This is a genomic window from Lysinibacillus sp. NPDC098008, assembly GCF_044760715.1.
In the GTDB taxonomy this organism is placed as follows: domain Bacteria; phylum Bacillota; class Bacilli; order Bacillales_A; family Planococcaceae; genus Lysinibacillus.
The window spans coordinates 77824-98072 of sequence record NZ_JBIWBA010000002.1; the positions used below are offsets into that span (position 1 = coordinate 77824).

Annotated in this window: 18 protein-coding genes; all 18 read right to left on the reverse strand. The window is 39.1% G+C overall.

Features of this window, described 5'->3' with window-relative positions; translation table 11 throughout:
- Nucleotides 1-116: 116 nt before the first annotated feature.
- Nucleotides 117-386 (reverse strand): 30S ribosomal protein S15, encoded by a 270-nt coding sequence (gene rpsO / locus ACIQVU_RS02770; RefSeq protein WP_053993966.1) that lies wholly within the window; start codon nt 384-386, stop codon nt 117-119.
- 159 nt (nt 387-545) lie between these two features.
- The gene (gene ribF, locus ACIQVU_RS02775; RefSeq protein ID WP_340804782.1) at nt 546-1496 is read right to left on the reverse strand and encodes a riboflavin biosynthesis protein RibF; all 951 of its coding nucleotides are present in this window, start codon (nt 1494-1496) and stop codon (nt 546-548) included.
- Between the two features lie 12 nt (nt 1497-1508).
- Complete coding sequence (truB, locus tag ACIQVU_RS02780) at nt 1509-2420, reverse strand: tRNA pseudouridine(55) synthase TruB (protein ID WP_340804780.1); 912 nt, start codon at nt 2418-2420, stop codon at nt 1509-1511.
- Nucleotides 2421-2497: 77 nt separating this feature from the next.
- Nucleotides 2498-2839: a 30S ribosome-binding factor RbfA gene (gene rbfA / locus ACIQVU_RS02785; protein WP_004225003.1), complete on the reverse strand. Its 342-nt coding sequence runs from the start codon at nt 2837-2839 to the stop codon at nt 2498-2500.
- Between the two features lie 77 nt (nt 2840-2916).
- Nucleotides 2917-3195, reverse strand: coding sequence for a DUF503 domain-containing protein (locus tag ACIQVU_RS02790; protein ID WP_340804777.1), 279 nt, complete (start codon nt 3193-3195; stop codon nt 2917-2919).
- Nucleotides 3195-5456, reverse strand: a complete 2262-nt coding sequence (gene infB / locus ACIQVU_RS02795) for a translation initiation factor IF-2 (protein WP_402893762.1) — start codon at nt 5454-5456, stop codon at nt 3195-3197. The genes ACIQVU_RS02790 and infB overlap by 1 nt, the downstream gene beginning before the upstream one ends.
- A 14-nt stretch (nt 5457-5470) precedes the next feature.
- Nucleotides 5471-5779: a YlxQ family RNA-binding protein gene (locus tag ACIQVU_RS02800; protein ID WP_340804775.1), complete on the reverse strand. Its 309-nt coding sequence runs from the start codon at nt 5777-5779 to the stop codon at nt 5471-5473.
- Nucleotides 5776-6054 (reverse strand): RNase P modulator RnpM, encoded by a 279-nt coding sequence (rnpM, locus tag ACIQVU_RS02805; RefSeq protein ID WP_340804774.1) that lies wholly within the window; start codon nt 6052-6054, stop codon nt 5776-5778. The genes ACIQVU_RS02800 and rnpM overlap by 4 nt, the downstream gene beginning before the upstream one ends.
- A 136-nt stretch (nt 6055-6190) precedes the next feature.
- Nucleotides 6191-7330, reverse strand: coding sequence for a transcription termination factor NusA (gene nusA, locus ACIQVU_RS02810; RefSeq protein WP_340804773.1), 1140 nt, complete (start codon nt 7328-7330; stop codon nt 6191-6193).
- Nucleotides 7331-7354: 24 nt separating this feature from the next.
- The gene (gene rimP / locus ACIQVU_RS02815) at nt 7355-7831 is read right to left on the reverse strand and encodes a ribosome maturation factor RimP (protein ID WP_340804772.1); all 477 of its coding nucleotides are present in this window, start codon (nt 7829-7831) and stop codon (nt 7355-7357) included.
- A gap of 277 nt (nt 7832-8108) precedes the next feature.
- On the reverse strand, nt 8109-12440 hold the full coding sequence (locus ACIQVU_RS02820) for a PolC-type DNA polymerase III (RefSeq protein ID WP_340804771.1): 4332 nt from the start codon (nt 12438-12440) through the stop codon (nt 8109-8111).
- 258 nt (nt 12441-12698) lie between these two features.
- The gene (locus ACIQVU_RS02825; protein ID WP_340804770.1) at nt 12699-14405 is read right to left on the reverse strand and encodes a proline--tRNA ligase; all 1707 of its coding nucleotides are present in this window, start codon (nt 14403-14405) and stop codon (nt 12699-12701) included.
- 121 nt (nt 14406-14526) lie between these two features.
- On the reverse strand, nt 14527-15789 hold the full coding sequence (gene rseP / locus ACIQVU_RS02830; protein WP_402893769.1) for an RIP metalloprotease RseP: 1263 nt from the start codon (nt 15787-15789) through the stop codon (nt 14527-14529).
- A 46-nt stretch (nt 15790-15835) separates the two neighbouring features.
- Nucleotides 15836-16981 (reverse strand): 1-deoxy-D-xylulose-5-phosphate reductoisomerase, encoded by a 1146-nt coding sequence (gene dxr / locus ACIQVU_RS02835; protein ID WP_340804768.1) that lies wholly within the window; start codon nt 16979-16981, stop codon nt 15836-15838.
- Between the two features lie 61 nt (nt 16982-17042).
- The gene (locus tag ACIQVU_RS02840) at nt 17043-17843 is read right to left on the reverse strand and encodes a phosphatidate cytidylyltransferase (RefSeq protein WP_340804767.1); all 801 of its coding nucleotides are present in this window, start codon (nt 17841-17843) and stop codon (nt 17043-17045) included.
- Nucleotides 17840-18634, reverse strand: coding sequence for an undecaprenyl pyrophosphate synthase (locus ACIQVU_RS02845; RefSeq protein WP_340804766.1), 795 nt, complete (start codon nt 18632-18634; stop codon nt 17840-17842). Before ACIQVU_RS02845 ends, ACIQVU_RS02840 begins: the two co-directional genes overlap by 4 nt.
- 224 nt (nt 18635-18858) lie before the next feature.
- Nucleotides 18859-19416, reverse strand: a complete 558-nt coding sequence (gene frr, locus ACIQVU_RS02850; RefSeq protein ID WP_340804765.1) for a ribosome recycling factor — start codon at nt 19414-19416, stop codon at nt 18859-18861.
- Entirely contained in the window at nt 19416-20141 is a 726-nt protein-coding gene (pyrH, locus tag ACIQVU_RS02855) for a UMP kinase (RefSeq protein WP_340804764.1), read from the reverse strand. The genes frr and pyrH overlap by 1 nt, the downstream gene beginning before the upstream one ends.
- Nucleotides 20142-20249 lie beyond the last annotated feature (108 nt).

Consider the following 20249-nt stretch of genomic DNA (forward strand, 5'->3'; position numbering starts at 1 on the left):
TTAGCGATCGTTCATGGTTGTGTAAAAAAGTTGTGACTTTCTGATGAACAAAGACGCAAGATAAAAAAAGACTATAGACATGTAAACATGTCTATAGTCTTAAATCTTGCTATTAATTAGCGACGTAAGCCTAAACGGTTGATTAATTCACGGTAGCGTTGTACGTCAGTTTCACGAAGATATTTTAATAAGTGACGACGACGACCTACCATTTTAAGAAGACCACGCTCAGAGTGGAAATCTTTTTTGTGTGTACGTAAGTGAGTGTTTAAAGCATTGATTTCTGCTGTTAATACTGCAACTTGTACTTCTGGTGAACCAGTGTCACTTTCGTGAGTGCGATACTCAGCGATAATTTCGTTTTTACGTTCTTTTGAAATAGCCATTTATATGGACCTCCTAAATAATAATGTATCCCCATTAGCACAGTAAACGTTGGAGTCATCGATATACCGAGCTAAGGTTAAGCATTTATGCACTTATGAATGTTACCATAAAACAATTGGTCAAGCAAGTAAAAACACTGACTTAGCGAATGGAACAAGCTATTGAAGCTCATTAAAATAGCGAATAGTTTCTTGCTTATCCTTTTCGATTTGGGTTTTTAATGCTTCAATGCCATCAAATTTTCGTTCACTGCGAATACGTTTATACCACGTGACATGAACTTCCTCACCATAGATATTTTTATCAAAGTTTAAAATATGGACTTCAATGGAGAGCTGCTTATTGCTTGGGTCTTTGAAAGTAGGTTTATAGCCTACATTACAAACAGCATCATACCAATTATTTTGCACAAGCAAACGCACCGCATAGACACCACTTGCTGGAATATACGTTCCTTCCAATGCTTGAATATTTGCGGTTGGGAAGCCTATTGTACGCCCACGCTTATCGCCATGCACAACAATACCACTAATTTCAAATGGTCTTCCTAATAATGTTCTTGCAGCTTCCATCTCGCCTTCCTGTAAAAGCTTACGAATACGAGTAGAGCTAATTTTTTCAATATCATCTGTTTTTTTATCAACAATCGTTACACCGTAATCGCCATTACTTAATGCGCGCATATCCTCCATTGTACCTTTTCCAAATGCGCCAAAAGAAAAATCAAATCCAGCTGTCACATGCTGAATATTTAATTCGCGAATAAATGTATCAATAAATGCAGCGGGTGAAAGCTTGGCAAAGTCAGATGTAAAATGAACAACAAATACGGCATTCACACCTAGCTCCTTGAAAAGCTGTAATTTCTGCTGTAAAAGTGTAATATAGAAAACCTTTTCATTACGTCCACCAAGGACTAGTGAAGGATGTGGATCGAATGTCATTACCGCAGTTGGAATGTGCCGCTTGTCCCCCTCTTCCTTCGCTGTCTTAATCACTGCTTGATGCCCTCTATGTACACCATCGAAAAAGCCTAGTGCTAATGAATATGGTTGCTTGCTTTCTCGCTGTTGTAATTGATGAGGGTATTTTAAATGAATGACCTCCATGCAAAAATCCTCCTACTCTATCATCGGAAACATCTTGTGTGGTTTCATCAGCCCTTCCTTTGTCGGATGAGCTTGATAAACCGCAACTGCCTTTCCATTGATTCCAAACACAATTTTATCATGACTCTTTAATAATGCATCTGCTGGGAGCACTTGTCCATTGAAAATTTCTTTTTCATTGGCGTTCGTAATCTCAATATATGGATAGTCTGCTAATGCATACTCGACAGGTAAAATACAGGTAGCCCCTTGCTCAGCCTCCATTAGCTCAGCAACCTGTGCTAATGTAAAACAGTTATCCTGTGTAAAGGTACCTGAGGCAGTTCGTACGAGTTCCTTCATATGTGCTGGATAGCCAAGCGCCTCACCAATTTGTACAGCTAATGTTCGTATATAGGTCCCTTTACTGCAAGCGATACGGACAGGAAATGTAATCTCTTGCCCCTCATATTGTGCTAGCTCATCAAGAAGCTCTAAATCATAAATTGTGACTTGGCGGGTTGGTCTTTCAACACTTTCGCCTTTTCGCGCATATTCATAGAGGCGCTTCCCATTTACTTTTACTGCTGAAAACATGGGTGGTGTTTGTTCAATAACTCCAGTTAATGAAGCTAAAACCTCTAGCAACTGTTCACGAGAAAATTTTTTTATCGTAAGATTTTCTTCAACAGTTTCACCTTCTGCATCCTCGGTTGTCGTGGTACGACCGATTGAAATAATTGCTTCATAGGTTTTCCCTGCGTCCGTTAAATATTCTGCTATTCGAGTTGCTTGGCCAATACAAATTGGTAGTACGCCCTCAACACCTGGATCAAGTGTACCTGTATGCCCAACTTTTTTTGTCCGCAAAATTTTGCGTAATTTAAAGACACAATCATGGCTCGTCATGCCTCTTTCTTTCCAAAGCGGTAAAATACCGTTCATATAGCTCCTCCCCATCGCTTTCTTTACAAGAAAAAGTCTGCCTGCATGACGATGCATGTGGCAGACTTTTAATCAGCTTATTCTTTGTGTAAATCTCTTAACAATGAATCAATACGATTACCATATTCAATCGATGAATCAAATTCAAAGATTAATTCTGGTGTACGTCGTAGACGAATGCGTGAACCAATTTCTGAGCGAATAAAACCAGAGGCTTTCACTAAAGCTTTCAGTGTTTCCTCACGTTCACGTTCATTGCCTAAAGATGTTATATAAATTGTTGCTTGCTGTAAATCACCTGTTACTTCAACACCTGTAACAGTCACAAAGCCAACACGTGGGTCTTTGATTTTACGGCCAAGAATATCACCAAGCTCCTTTTTCATTTGCTCGGCAACACGGTTTGAACGTAGAGACATAATTTGTCACCTCTATTTCGATGTACAGATAGTTGTATATTCATTCTTTGATTGCTACCACAACTATCTACTATACCTTATAAATAATCTCGCCAGACATTTAGCTGTTCCCATGACGGATTTGACTCTAAGTAGTGGAGCGCATGATTAATTTCTCGTTCAGCCGCCTCTTTCGATGAAGAAACAGCAACAAGTGCTAACTTTGTGCGCTGCCATACATTTTGATGGTCAATTTCCGCAATGGAAACATTAAATTTTTGCTTTGTGCGAGTAAGCATACGCTGTAGGACAGCTCGTTTTTCCTTTAACGAATGGGCAGTTTGAATGATAAATTCAACCTCTGCATAAACAATCATTATACGCGTTTAACTTCTTCCATAATATAGGCTTCAATAATGTCGCCTTCTTTAATATCGTTGAAGTTTGTAATGGTAATACCACATTCGTATCCTTTTGCTACTTCTTTTACTTCATCTTTAAAGCGTTTTAGTGTATCTAATTCACCTTCGAAAATAACAACATTATCACGGATTACACGTACACCAGAATCACGTGTTACTTTTCCTTCTGTTACATATGAACCCGCAATCGTACCAACTTTTGATACTTTAATTGTTTGGCGAACTTCCGCTTGACCGATAATTTTTTCTTCAAACTCAGGATCAAGCATACCTTTCATCGCTTGTTCGATTTCTTCGATTACTTTATAAATAATGCGGTGTAAACGAATATCTACGCCTTCTTCTTCTGCTGCACGTTTGGCATTTGCATCTGGACGTACATTGAAGCCGATAACAATCGCATTAGAAGCGGCTGCAAGTGAAATATCAGATTCCGTAATGGCACCAGCACCTGTGTGAATAATTTTCACATTAACGCCTTCTACGTCAATTTTCATTAATGAGGCTGCCATTGCTTCTACAGTACCTTGAACGTCTGCTTTCACAATTAAGTTAAGCTCTTTCATTTCGCCTTGGCTCATTTGCTCAAATAAATTATCAAGTGTTACGCGTTGCTTTTCTGAGCGCTGTGCTTGAATAACTGACATTGCACGTGTTTCCCCAACTTGGCGTGCTGTTTTTTCATCTTCAAAGACAACGAAACGGTCACCAGCTTGTGGTACATCATTTAAACCTGTAATTTCCACTGGTGTAGATGGTCCAGCTTCTTTGACACGACGACCTTTATCGTTGACCATTGCACGTACACGACCGTACGTATGACCAACAACGATTGGATCACCTACTTTTAATGTACCGTCTTGTACTAATAGTGTTGCCACTGAGCCGCGCCCTTTATCAAGCTGAGCTTCAATCACTGTACCAATTGCTAAACGCTCTGGATTTGCTTTAAGCTCGCCAACCTCTGCAACAAGTAAAATCATTTCTAATAATGTATCAATGCCTTCACCTTTTAAAGCAGAAATTGGTACGAAAATTGTGTCACCGCCCCAAGCTTCAGGAACTAAACCATGCTCTGTTAGCTCTTGCATCACACGGTCTGGATTTGCTGACGGTTTATCCATTTTATTCACAGCAACGATAATTGGTACTTCCGCTGCTTTTGCATGATTAATAGCCTCTACTGTTTGTGGCATCACACCATCATCAGCAGCTACTACTAAAATTGTTAAATCGGTTACTTTTGCACCACGTGCACGCATTGTTGTAAATGCAGCGTGTCCTGGTGTATCAAGGAATGTGATTTTTTTATCACCTTCTGTTACTTGATAAGCACCAATATGCTGTGTAATACCGCCAGCTTCGCCAGCAGTTACTTTTGTATGACGAATAGAGTCTAGCAATGTTGTTTTACCATGGTCAACGTGTCCCATAATTGTCACAACTGGCGGACGTTCTGATAATTCTGCCTCGTTTACTTCTTCTGTTTGCTCGAAGTGTGTTTCTAAATCCGTAATATCCACACGGATTTCTTCTTCAACTTCTACACCATAGTCTGCGCAAATTAATTCGATTGCATCCTTATCTAATTCTTGGTTAATCGTTGCCATTACACCAAGCATAAATAGTTTTTTAATAATTTCAGATGGTTCACGGTGCAATTTTTTTGCTAGCTCTGCTACTGATAAGGATTCCACAAACGTAATTTTTTCTGGAAGTTCCTTTTGTTTCACTGGTATAGATGGTTGATGTGTTTTTGGATGGCGACGTTTGCCTCCATGAATTCCTGGTTTTGGACGTTGGTTATAACCACCGCCACCTCTGCGATTATTATTGTTATTTTGTGTCATATTTCTATTTTGATTACCTTTTGTATTCTTAGATTTTTCGTTAGACGAATTTGAATGTTGTTGATTGTTTGCTCTCGGCTTAGAAGCAGCAAATTGTTGCTTTTGGCCTTCCTGCTTCTTTGCCGAATGTTGTGTTTTTGACTGACCAGCTGCTTGAGATTTTTGTGATATATTTTGTGTTTGTTGTTTTGCTACATTTTTCTCAGGTGTTGCTTTAAATGATTTGTCTAACTTTATCACAGTGTCCTTTTCTAACATAGACATATGATTTGTTACACTCACATTTAATTTATTTAGTGCTTCAATAACCTCTTTACTCGTTTTATTCACTTGTTTCGCATATTCATGAACTCTGATTTTGGTCATCTGCTCACCCCCGATTAGTTTTCGTTGAGTAGACTAGACAATTTACTTGCAAAACCTTTATCGGTAATCGCTAAAGCCACTCGGGCCTCCTTACCTGTAGCATGTCCTAGCTCATATCGATCACCAAATACATGATACTCAACGTTGTAGTACGTGCACTTATCTTGAATTTTCTTACTAGCGTTTTTAGAAGCATCGTTTGCAAGCAGCACTAGCTTGGCATTGCCATTGCGGACTTCCTTCACAACTAGCTCTTCTCCTGAAATCACTTTACGGGCTCTTGCCGCAATCCCAAGCAAATTAAATATTGCTTGATTCATCATAAAATTGACTCCCTACGAATAAGCAAAATAAGCTCCTCATAGATTTCTTCAGGAATTTTCACATCAAGCTGGTGCCCTAATACATTTTTCTTACGCGCGATGTCAACGGCTTCCTCAGATTTCGAAACATAGGCACCACGCCCAGGCTTTTTCCCTGAAACATCTACACTTACTTCGCCCTCTTTTGAGCGAACAACACGTATCATCTCTTTCTTTGGTAGCATTTCTCCAGTCGCTACACATTTCCGAAGAGGTACTTTTCTATTTACAGCCATAAGAATCACCATTCCTCTCTGAAGCTTGTCGTAAGAGGTGGACAAGTCGTGCTCTACTTGACGCTCTGACAGTATTCAGTCGGCGTAGGGGGCCCACTGAATACTGCCAGCTAACTTGTCACACGGGCTTTCTTACTTATTCTTCGTCATCTTGATATAAGTCTACTGCTACTTCATCAAAATCACTGTCTTCATCCTCAGCAGGTATGAATGTGCTTGTAGCAGAAGGATAAATACCTAATTCGCGAGCATCTGTTTCACTCTTAATATCAATTTTCCAGCCAGTCAGTTTCGCAGCTAAACGTGCATTTTGTCCACGCTTACCAATTGCTAGTGATAATTGATAATCTGGTACAACAACTGTTGTTGATTTTTCTTCTTCGTCCACTTGCACATCTAATACTTTTGATGGGCTTAGTGCATTTGCGACAAAGACAACTGGGTCCTCAGACCATTCTACAATATCAATTTTTTCACCATTTAGCTCATTGACAATTGTTTGTACACGCGCACCTTTTGCACCTACACATGAACCAACTGGATCAACTTCTTCATTGTGTGCGTAAACTGAAATTTTAGAACGATCACCCGCTTCACGAGCAATTGATTTAATTTCGACAATGCCCTCATAAATCTCAGGTACTTCCATTTCAAATAAGCGGCGTAGTAAACCTGGATGTGTACGAGATACTATTACTTGTGGTCCACGTGTCGTACGTTCAACTTTTGTAATATATACTTTAATACGATCATGTGGCTGATATGTTTCACCTTGGATTTGTTCATTGACTGGCAATGCTGCTTCTACTTTACCTAAGCCAACATAAATATTGCGAGCATCTAGACGCTCTACAACACCTGTTACGATATCATCTTCACGATCTACATATTGCTCGTAAATTAAACCTCGCTCTGCTTCACGTACACGCTGTGTCACAACTTGCTTTGCCGTTTGTGCAGCAATACGTCCAAAGTTGCGTGGTGTTACTTCTTGCTCGACAATATCTTCTAGCTGATAAGCAGGATTGATAGCTTTGGCATCCTCTAACGAAATTTGTAAACGATCATCCTCTACTTCTTCTACAACGTCCTTACGTGAGAATACACGAATAGAGCCTTTATCTAAATTTAAATCAACTCGAACATTTTGTGCTTGGTTAAAGTTGCGTTTGTAAGCTGTAACTAATGCCGCTTCAATGGCTTCAATTAACACATCTCTTGAAATTCCTTTTTGCTCTTCTAGCGCATTTAGCGCATCTAACAAATCACTACTCATTTTATTTTCACTCCTAAATATGCATTATGCTGAAAAATCGATGGCTAATCGCGCCAAAGCAATTTTTTCCTGTTCAATTGTTACTGTTATTTTACGCGTTTTAATGCGCACATCCATCACCAATGTATGCTTATCGTATGATGTTAAGTAGCCTTGGAATTCCTTCATGTCCTTAACGGGCTCATAGGTTTTTACATAAATAAATTTGCCAATTGCCTTTTCAAAATCAGCATCTTTTTTTAATGGACGCTCTGCTCCAGGTGAAGAAACTTCTAAATAATAGTTTTGCGTAATGGGGTCTTTTTCATCCAATAGTAAACTGAGTCGCTCACTTACTTGAGCACATTGGTCAATGTCAATGCCACCCTCAGGCGTATCAACATATACACGTAAGAACCAATTACGTCCCTCTTTTACGAATTCAATATCCACTAGTTCAAGGTTTAACTCATCCACAATTGGTTTAGCGAGCTCTTCAATTAAAGCTGGTACTTTGCTCATTATTTCCTCCTGTATCTATCAAATTCTACTGAACCATAATAAAACAGAAATTCCACCAGTTGCTGTGGTGAAATTTTACGGTCTTACCTGCTGTTAGTCAAAATTTGTTTTGCTATGGTATAACAACAGAAAAGAGCGGGAATGTCCCACTCTTTTGCTGGAAAAATATCAACAAATTATTACCATTAGAATAGCACAATTCATTACACAATGCAAATTCCTTCATTGCAGAGGAAGAACTTTGTAGAAGGAACAAAATCTAGAACGCCTCTACACATTAGAACAGTGATAGCTGATTGGCATCTGGCATACCTTCTAGACAGCCAAGCTGATCCATATATTCAATCAAGGTTTTAGATACACGACCTCGCTGCTGTAAATCTTCCTTCGATAAAAATTCCCCGTCCTTGCGTGCCTCTACAATTTGCTTCGCTACGTTAGTGCCAAGCCCTGGAATCGCATCGAATGGCGGAATTAATGTATTACCATCAATAATAAATTCACTTGCCTGTGAGCGATATAAATCAACTTTTTGGAAGCTCATCCCACGCTCACACATCTCTAGCGCAATCTCTAGCACGGTTAATAAGTTTTTCTCTTTTGTAGAGGCATCTAAGCCTTTCATATTGATTTCATCAATACGTGCACGAATCATTTGTGAGCCTTGCACCATCGCAATTAAATCAAAATCATCTGCACGCACTGTAAAGTACGCCGCATAATAAAGAATTGGGAAATGCACCTTAAACCAAGCAATACGCACCGCCATTAATACATATGCTGCTGCGTGCGCCTTTGGGAACATGTACTTGATCTTTTTACATGATTCGATATACCAGCCAGGTACCTTATTCGCCAGCATCTCTGCTTCAAATTCCTCTGTTAAGCCTTTTCCTTTTCGTACAGATTCCATTATTTTAAATGCCAGTGATGGCTCTAGCCCTTGGTAAATTAAATACACCATAATATCATCACGACAACCAATTACTTCTTTTAGCACACATGTACCGCTTTGAATTAATTCCTGCGCATTTCCAAGCCATACGTCTGTACCATGTGAGAGTCCTGAAATTTGCACAAGCTCTGAGAATGTAGATGGCTTTGTATCCTCCAGCATTTGACGGACAAATTTAGTCCCAAACTCTGGTATACCTAATGTGCCTGTTTTACAGCCAATTTGCTTTTCTGTCACCCCTAAAGATTCAGGAGAGCTAAAGATTTTCATCACAACAGGGTCATCTGTTGGAATTGTTTTTGGATCAATGCCAGATAAATCCTGCAACATCCTTATGACGGTCGGATCATCGTGTCCAAGTATATCAAGCTTTAAAATATTATCATGAATGGAATGGAAGTCGAAATGGGTTGTCCGCCATTCAGCATCCTGTGCATCCGCAGGGTATTGCACTGGGGAGAAATCGTAAATATCCATATAATCAGGTACAACAATAATGCCCCCTGGATGCTGCCCTGTTGTTCGTTTTACACCTGTACAGCCCTGTACTAAGCGATCAACTTCCGCGCCACGGAAATGTAAATTATGATCACCTGCATAGCCCTTCACATAGCCATATGCTGTTTTCTCTGCAACCGTACCGATTGTTCCCGCACGATACACATAATCCTCACCAAATAGCACCTTTGTATAGTTATGTGCCTGTGGTTGATATTCACCAGAAAAATTCAAATCGATATCAGGCACCTTGTCACCTTTAAAACCAAGGAAGGTTTCGAATGGTATATCCTGTCCATCCTTTTTATAAAGTGTGCCACACTCTGGACAGTCTTTATTAGGTAAGTCAAAGCCTGAGCTAACCGAACCATCATCAAAAAACTCAGAATGCTTACAGTTTGGGCAAATATAATGAGGTGGTAATGGATTGACCTCGGTAATTTCCATAAAGGTTGCGACGAGGGAAGAACCAACAGAACCACGCGAACCTACTAAATAACCGTCCGCCAACGATTTTTTTACCAGCTTGGCAGAAATTAAATAAATTACGCCAAAGCCATGTCCTAAAATCGACTTTAGCTCTTTTTCAATGCGGGCTTTAACGATTTCAGGCAATTCCTCGCCATAAATACGATGCGCCATTTCATAGGTTAAGTTCGTTACTTCATCATCTGAGCCTTCAATTTTTGGTGTATATAAATCATCTTTAATCGGCTTTACATCGCCAATGCTATCAGCAATTTTTTGTGCATTGGTTACAACCACTTCTTTGGCAAGATCAGGTCCTAAGAAATCAAATTCCTTCAGCATTTCATCCGTTGTTCTAAAATGAACCTCAGGTAGCTTTGATCGATTTAAAATATTTGCGCCACCTTGAGAGCCGATCAATATTTGCCTAAACATAGCATCTGTTGGGTCCAAATAATGGACATTGCCTGTTGCCACGACAGGTTTATTAAGCTTTTTCCCTAGCTTGACAAGCTTTCGAATAATATCCTCTAATGTCCATTCATCACGCACGACATTGCGTTCAATCAACGGAGCATAGACCGCTTTTGGCTGCACCTCAATATAATCATAAAATCGAGCAATCTGCTCCGCTTCCTCAGGGGATTTATTCATCATTGTTTCAAATAATTCGCCATTGCTACAGCCTGAGCCGACTAATAGCCCTTCCCGATATTGCTCAAGCACAGCCCTTGTCACACGAGGAACACGATAAAATGTTTTTGTATGAGCATGTGAAACAATTTTAAATAAATTTTTCAAGCCTGCATTATCGACAGCTAAAATTGTACAATGCATTGGTCTGCCCTTTTTATAGGCATCACCACCACCAATATGCTTATTAAAATCATCATGATATTTAATGGCTAGCTGCTCTGCATCTTTTAGCAGTTGTAAAAGTAGGTAGCCTGTTGCCTCTGTATCATAAATAGCTCGGTGATGCTGTGTTAATTCAATATTAAATTTCTTACATAATGTATTTAAACGATGGTTTTTCATTGTTGGATAGAGCAGCCTAGCAAGCTCTAGCGTATCAATAACTGGATGTACGGTTTCTTCAAGCCCATATTTTTTATAGCCTGTATATAAAAAGCCTATATCAAAGGATGCATTATGGGCGACAACAATCGCATCTCCAATAAACGCATGGAACTCTTTAATGACCTGCTCGACCTCTGGTGCATTGCGTACCATATCATCCGTAATACCTGTTAGCTCAATAGTTGTTGCTGACAGTGGATGATGTGGGTTGGCAAAGCTTTCATATTTATCGATAACATGTCCATCCTTAATTTTGACAGCAGCAAGTTCTATAATGGTATCATAAGCTGTTGATAGCCCTGTTGTTTCTACGTCAAAGACAACATAGGTTGCATCTGCTAACAAACGATGCTCTGGGGCATATGCAATTGGAACACCATCGTCCACTAAATTAGCTTCCATCCCATAAATAATCTTGATGCCATGCTTTTTCCCAGCCGCGTATGCTTCAGGGAATGCCTGCACAACAGCATGGTCGGTAATAGCAACTGCTGGATGGCCCCATTTGGCAGCCTGTGCAACGAGTCTGTCAATAGGTGTTACAGCGTCCATTTGACTCATTGGCGTATGCAAATGCAATTCTACTCGCTTCTCACCCTCTGGTGCTAAATCCTGTCTTGTTTGCTTTTTAATCTCATTAATATCATTTGCCATCACAATTAAATCACGAATAAATGTATCTGTTTGGACAGAGCCACGCACCTTAACCCACATGCCTTTTTTCAGATGCTGCATTAATTCTGCATCATCATTGTCACGTGAGAACATCTTGACAATAATTGAATCTGTATAGTCGGTAATTTTTATTTGTAATAATGAGCGTCCGCTTTTCAGTTCTTTAATTTCTGTATCAAAGACAAATCCTTCAATAACGACACGGCGCTCTTCCTCGACAATTCGTTTAATTTCCATAATTTCATCGTCTTTAATATGCATCCCAAGCTGGAATGGTCGATCACCGAGGCTTGCCGCTGCTGGATTATCCTTCTTCTCTTTCTCACGTTTTTGGAAGTCTTCCATCGCTTGCTGTGCAAGAGCCGCTTCCTCCATACGCTTCTGTTCAACAAATGCTTCCTGTGCTGCAAGCATTTCTTCTGATTGCTCCTGCAGGACAAAGTCAAATGCCATACGAGGAAAGCCAAATTGACAATAGCTTTCTGCCAGCTTGTCAGCGTACTTTGTTTTTAGCATCATATATTCCATTTCCTGCATACAGGATAAGGAAATTTTTTGACCATTCCATGTTGGCACTTGCGCAGTCAGACAGCTTTTCAATGTTGGAGCCATTTCATCAATTTGCTCAACAACACTTAACCAATAAGCTTGTACAAGCTCCTCTGTCACATTTTTCTCGATTGTTTCAAATGTTGTATAAATTTGAGCAATCGCTGAAAATTTCTCTGTTAAGCGTGTACGGAAAAGCTGGTATAACGAAAATGGCAGTATATCCTGCAATAAAATGGTAAAATGCCAAAGTCGATTCCTTTTATGAACGGTTAAGCGTGATAATTCACCTGCTTCAAAAAATGACATATAAACATCATCTGTTAATTCTAGTTGCTGCAAGAGCATTCGAAATCTCGATCTTGCCTCTTGTTGCTGTTCCAATCGATCAACACCTACTTTCAGAAAAAAGATTATGTTACTAAGCCCTCTATTCTTTATTCATCTTAAAGCTATGATGAGCATTCAAGAAAAAAATTCGCTTCCTCACTGCGGGTGCTCTTCAAGCTTCACAGATACAAATCTGTTGCTTCTTGCTTAGCTTACCGTCCCGCAGAAGTGTCGCGAATTCTTTACTACTATCTTATCAAAATTTTAGAAAAGCCTCTATTAGAAGCATTGCTCTTTCTCGAAGCTTACTTATTAGTTTTTACGGAAAAATTCATTTAAACGATCAATAACTTCTTCCTTTTTCCATTCAAACGTTTCACCTGTTTGTCGGAATTTCACTTCTACAATACCTTCTGTCGCTTTTTTACCAACGGTTACACGAACAGGTAGGCCAATTAAATCAGCATCTGCAAATTTAACACCTGCACGCTCAGCGCGATCATCCAGCAATACATCATAACGATATGATTTTAATAAACCATATAGCTCATCCGCTAATGCTACCTGTGTTTCATCTTTTGTATTCACAGGCACAACATGAATATCATATGGCGCTAATTGTATTGGCCAAGTAAAGCCGTTATCATCCTGGAATTGCTCTGCTACAGCAGCTAAAATACGTGAAACACCAATGCCGTAACAGCCCATAATAAATGGCTGTGCTTTGCCTTGCTCATCTAAGAAGGTACCATTCATTTTTTCAGAGTAAGTTGTACCTAATTTAAAAATATGCCCAACTTCAATACCTTCTGCAAATTTAATTGTACCTTGTCCATCTGGAGAAGGGTCACCCTCTTGAATAAAGCGAATATCTAAGTAGTCGTTGACAGCAAAATCACGCTCTGGATTCACATTGACTAAATGGAAGCCATCCTCATTTGCGCCAGCAACGCCATTGCGAATTGCCTTCACGGCATTGTCTGCTACTACCTTTACATCCACTGGTAATTTCACTGGACCAATTGAGCCAACACCGCAGCCTAATAACTCGCGAATTGCTGCTTCACTAGCAAGCTCCACAGAATCTGCATTAAGAGCATTTTTTAGTTTAATATCATTAATTTCATGGTCACCACGTGCCAGTACAACAACTAGCTCACCATCAACATCAAAAATTAACGACTTAATAACTTGAGCAGGCTCTACATGTAAGAAAGTGGATACTGCTTCGATTGTTTTTTGCTCTGGTGTTGCTACTTTTTCAATTTCTTTTAAAGCTTCATCAGATGGTTGGTACTCAACAACAACCTCAGCCATTTCAATATTTGCTGCATAATCAGAAGTATCTGAGTACGCAATTGTATCTTCCCCGATTTCAGAAAGTACCATAAATTCATGTGTTCCTTTACCGCCAATCGAACCTGCATCTGCAATAACAGCACGATAGTTTAAGCCGAGGCGGGAGAAAATATTAGAATAAGCACGATACATATCCTCATATGTTTCGTCTAGGCTTTCACGGGAAGCATGGAAGGAATATGCATCCTTCATAATAAATTCTCTGCCACGTAATAAGCCGAAGCGAGGACGTTTTTCATCACGGAATTTCGTTTGAATTTGATACAATGTTAACGGTAATTTTTTATAGGATTTAATTTCATCGCGTACTAAAGTAGTGATGACTTCTTCGTGTGTTGGTCCTAATGCAAAATCACGCTCATGACGGTCTTTTAAACGCATTAATTCTGGGCCGTATTTTTCCCAGCGGCCTGATTCCTGCCAAAGCTCAGCAGATTGTAGTGATGGCATTAATAGCTCAATGGAATTGATGGCTTCCATTTCTTCACGAATAATTGTTTCAATTTTCGTTAATACACGTTTGGCAAGCGGTAAATACGAGTATACCCCACTTGTATTTTGACGAATAAACCCCGCACGTAGTAATTGCTTATGTGATTTGACCTCAGCATCAGCAGGTACTTCACGTAACGTTGGAATAAATGTTTTACTTTGCTTCATTCAGTGTTCCACCTTTTTCATAGATAAGTTATACTCTCCATAGCATAAACAAATTTAGCTTTGAGCGCAATGTTTCATCGAAAATGCACTCAAAGCTATTTGCAAAATATCTAGTTATCGATTAAAAGAAAAATCGTTGTATATCGTTCCATGTCACAACAACCATTAAGATCATTAGTAGCACAATACCAACAAAATGCACAAGTCCTTCTTTTTGGCGGTCAATTGGCTTGCCACGCAAAGCTTCAAAGCCAAAGAATAATAAGCGGCCTCCATCAAGTGCTGGCAATGGCAATAGGTTCATAATCCCTAAGTTAATGCTTAGCATTGCTGCCCAATTCATTAAGTTCATAATCCCATACTGGGCTACTTGCTCTGTTGCTTTATAAATACCAACAGGACCTGAAAGTGCATCTATTGTGAACTTACCTGTAATTAGCATACCTAAAAGCTCAAATATTTTTACAGTCATATTATAGGTTTCTTGTGCCCCATAGACAATTGCCTTTAGTGGATTAAATTCCCTTGGGCTCTCATAGCGCACACCGATTTGGCCATATTTTTCGCCATCCTGCTGAATTTCCTTCACCGTCATATTTAAGTTGACAGATTGTCCATCTCGCTCAATTGTTACGGTAATATCTTCATTTGGATGGTCTTGCACGATAGCGGCTAAATCTTGCCATTTTTCAACGGCTTGTCCATCAATCGCTGTCACTTTATCGCCTGCAAGCATGCCTGCCTGTGCAGCTGGATCATTTTCGACAACCTCTGTAATAATTGGCTCATACGTTGGCACACCATGGATTAAACCAATTACTAAATAAATGACAAATGCAAGAATAAAGTTAAACAATGGTCCTGCAAAAATCGTCATGGCACGTTGTCCCACCGTTTTTGCATTGAATTGACGATCCTGTGGCGCAATAACAAGCTCTCGACCATTTTCCACAAGCACACAATCTCTTGCTACTTGATAACGTACTAAGCGCTCTTCTTCATCATAGCCTTCTACAAACAAATCCTTTTCTAAATCAGCACGCTCAACTTCTAAAAATAATAAATCTGGTAATTGCTTATTATTTTGATTGAAAATAATCTTTTGAACAATATTATCTTCATTGACAATTAGCCCTATTCGATAGCCTGGCTGTAATTCTGTGCCATCCATGTCCTCGCCTGCCATACGTACATATCCACCGATAGGCAATAAACGAATGGTATACATGGTTTCCCCATGTGTCTTCCCATAAATTTTAGGACCCATTCCAATGGCAAATTCACGCACTAAAATACCTGCACGTTTGGCAAATAAAAAGTGTCCAAGTTCATGGAAGAAGACGAGCATACCAAATATTAATATAAATGCAATGGCTGTTTGCATAATACCCCACCTTTAAAAGCGTTTAGTTAACGATGTCTTGCTTACGTTATTTTACCATGTCTAACACTATTTTTCTTGTTTCACTGTCCACATGTAATATCGTTTGTAAATCTGGCACTGCAATGTTTTGATGTGCTTGCATCACGCGTTCAATTGTTTCATCAATTTCAAGGAATGTGATTTTCCCTTGTAAAAAGGCTGCAACTGCCGCTTCATTAGCCGCATTCATTGCTGTTAAAATTGTGCCACCTGTACGACCTGCCTCATAAGCTAAGCGCAATGCAGGGTATCGCTCAAAGTCCATTTCTGAGAAATGGAGCTGACCGATCTGTGCTAAATTTAGACGCTGACTATTTTGTAATGGTATACGATCTGGATAGCTTAAAGCATATTGAATCGGCACACGCATATCTGGCGTGCCTAGCTGTGCAATAACACTAGTATCATGATACTCAACAAGGGAGTGAATAATACTTTCTCGATGTAAAAGTACATCGATTTTATCATATGGCATATCAAATAAAACATGTGCTTCAATCACTTCTAGCCCTTTATTCATCATAGTAGCAGAATCTATCGTAATTTTTGCGCCCATCGACCAATTTGGATGATTCAGTGCATCTGCTACTGTTACATGCTTTAATTGTTCACGTGTTTGATCACGGAAGCTACCACCTGAAGCGGTAATAATTAGACGCTCAATATTTTTAGGGTTCTCACCATTCATCGATTGGAATATAGCAGAGTGTTCACTATCAACAGGCAAAATCGTTGCATGATGTTTTTTTGCCTCTGCCATCACTAAATGACCAGCCGTGACAAGTGTTTCTTTATTAGCAATAGCAATTGTTTTGCCCATACGAATCGCTGCTAATGTTGATTCAAGCCCAACACTGCCAAGTACAGCATTGACAAGCACAGTTGAATCTGGATGTGTAGCAACCTCTACAAGCCCTTGTGCACCAAATGTAAATTGAATAGCTGGATAGTCTTTCGCAAGCATTTGTGCATCTTCCTCTAATTGCACAGACACAAGTTCAGGCTGCAATGTGTCAATCATTTCTCGCGTTTTCTCGATATTTTTCCCTGAAGAAAAAGCGACTAATTGAAAAGCATCACGTTGCTCTTTTAAAATATCGTAGGTTTGCCAACCGATTGAACCAGTTGCGCCCAATAAACTAATTTTTTTCACAATATCTTATCCCCTTTTTCTATCTAAGCAAATGTTTAGCAAGCTATCTTTAGACTATGCATTAATTACCAAATAGATGTAAAAAATGCAGAAGGGGCACAACAAATAATAGACTATCAAAACGATCTAAAATACCACCATGCCCTGGTAAAATATTACCTGAATCTTTTACATCAAAATGACGTTTAATAGCGGATTCGACTAAATCCCCCATTTGACCAATAATCGAAGCAAAAATCGTCACAAAAATAAGTGAAATTATGCCATTTGCAAATGGATAAATTAACTGCATCGCAATAGCAAAAATAACAGCAATGACAATTCCACCTATAAAGCCTTCAATCGTTTTCTTTGGTGAAATTTCTGGCCATAGCTTATGTTTCCCTAATTTTCTTCCAACAAAATAAGCGCCTGAATCTGTTGTCCAAACAACTAATAAGCAATAAACAACATATTCTAACCCAATATTTCTTGTTTCGATTAAATAATGGAATCCTAGGCCTACATAAAATGCACCTAATAAAATAAAAGCAACTTCGTCAAAAGTTATTTTATTTTTGACAAGCACTACATAAATAAGCAGCAACATTACAAGTCCATAGACAACCATCAAATTAGATGAATAGCCTATAGTCGCTACTACCTTGTCACTCCAATGCTGTGGTATGACAAGTAGCATTAAGGTTACAAGCCCTAGGAAGCCCGGTACAGAAAAGATTGAAATACCTTTCATTTTCAGTATTTCATAAAAACCGACAATAGCCATTGCTAGCACAAGTATTGTAAATGGTACTTTTCCATAAATGACAAATGGAATAAAAAGTGCTGCTGCAATTATTGCGGTAATAATTCGTTGTTTCAAGTTGTTTCTTCTCCCTTCAACCCACCGTAACGGCGATTACGTTTCTGATAGTTTTCCACCGCTTCCAGTAAGTTTTCCTCACTAAAATCTGGCCACAATGTATCTGTAAACCAAAACTCTGTATAGGCAAGCTGCCATAGCATAAAATTACTTAATCGTACTTCACCACTTGTACGAATTAATAAATCGGGCTCAGGTAAATGGGCTGTCATTAAATGAGATGTTAAACATTCTTCTGTTATGTCCTGCATTGTTAATTGACCATCCTGCACCTTTTGAAGCATTATTTTCATCGCATTTACCATTTCAGAACGGCTGCCATAATTTAACGCAAAATTTAAAATAAGCCCTGTATTATGCTTCGTTTCTTCCATTGCCTCATATAATGCCTTTTGTGTATGAGCAGGCAATAAAGATGGATCGCCAATCATTTCAACACGTACATTGCGTTCCATCATTTCAGGTAAAAAGGAACCTAAAAATTCGACAGGTAGGCGCATCAAAAAATCGACCTCAGGCTTTGGTCGTTTCCAATTCTCTGTAGAAAATGCGTACACTGTTAATACTTTAATACCTAAGTCAGATGCAAACCTTGTGACCTTACGTACGGTCTTCATGCCTTCATGATGACCAGCAACACGTGGCATAGCTCTTTTCTTTGCCCAACGTCCATTTCCGTCCATAATAATCGCTACATGGGCAGGAATCGGCTCGCTTTTAGTAAGGGCAACACGCTCCTCCAATGATAGTGTATCCTTATTTATTTGTTTACCTAATAGCTTTTTAAACATGCTAACTCCCCCACTACAACTAATCGGACGTATACTAACCTATCATAACAAACAAAAGCGCTTTTTGTCTTTTTTTTCCCTTAAAATTGATTATGTATGTACTCGCACATTTTAGAACTATACACATAAGAGATTGCTAGATCGTAAAGAGAAAAGACGTCCTGTTAAGTATAGGACGCCTTCATCTCCTTAAAAAGTTCCATCATAGACATGTAAACGTCTGTTTACACCTCTAAAATTTCTTTTTCTTTTTCTTTCGTTACTTGATCTACTTTTACAATGAATTCATCTGTTAACTTTTGAATATCTTCACCATAGCCACGTAGATCGTCTTCTGTGATTTCGCCAGCTTTTTCAAGCTTTTTCAAATCATCATTTGCATCACGACGAACATTACGTACAGCAATTTTTGCGTCTTCTGCTTCTTTTTTCACTTGCTTTACTAAATCTTTACGACGCTCTTCTGTTAGAGCAGGAATTGTTAAACGAATAACAGAGCCATCATTTGTTGGTGTAATACCGATATCTGATTTCATAATTGCTTTTTCGATTTCGCCTAAAATCGTTTTATCGTAAGGTGTAATTACGAGTAAGCGTGCCTCTGGTACAGAAACCCCAGCAAGCTGATTGATGGGTGTTGGTGCACCATAGTAATCAACTGAAATGCGATCTAATAATGATGCATTTGCACGACCTGCACGAATTGATGATAGTTCACGTGTAAAAGCCGCAATTGTTTTGTTCATTTTTTCTTTTGCTTGTTCTAATACTTGTTTAGCCATTATACATTCCTCCTAACAACTGTTCCGATTTTTTCGCCTTGTACAGCACGTTTAATATTACCTTGTTCCATAATTGAGAAAACAATTAGCGGAATATCGTTATCCATACATAGCGTAGAAGCTGTTGAATCCATTACTTGTAAGCCTTGTTGGATAACATCTAAGTATGTGAGTGTATCATATTTAATGGCTGTTGCATCCACTTTTGGGTCTGCTGAATAAACGCCATCAACATTATTTTTCGCCATTAAAATCGCATCTGCGTCAATTTCTGCTGCGCGTAATGCGGCAGTTGTATCTGTCGAGAAGAACGGGTTACCTGTCCCTGCTGCAAAGATAACAACACGCTTTTTCTCTAAATGTCGAACTGCTTTACGACGAATATATGGCTCTGCTACTTGCGTCATCACGATAGAAGATTGAACGCGTGTTTCAATGCCTAATTTTTCAAGAGCATCTTGCAGTGCAAGGGAATTCATCACTGTGGCAAGCATGCCCATATAGTCAGCTGCGGCACGATCCATGCCCATTTCGCTGCCTATTTTTCCACGCCATATATTACCGCCACCTACAACAACAGCAACTTCCACATCAAGGTCTACTACTTGTTTTACTTCCTCTGCAACAGCCTTGATTATTTTTGGTGATAAACCGAAGCCCGCTTCTCCAGCTAACGCTTCACCACTTAATTTAATAACAACTCGTTTATATTGCGGCACACTCATTGTAAACCTCCGTAAGACTTTATTTAAAACCACTCTATTCCCTTTTCCATTATAGTATATAGTACAATAATTGCTAGCTGTGAATAAGGCAAAATAGAAAATTCTCTT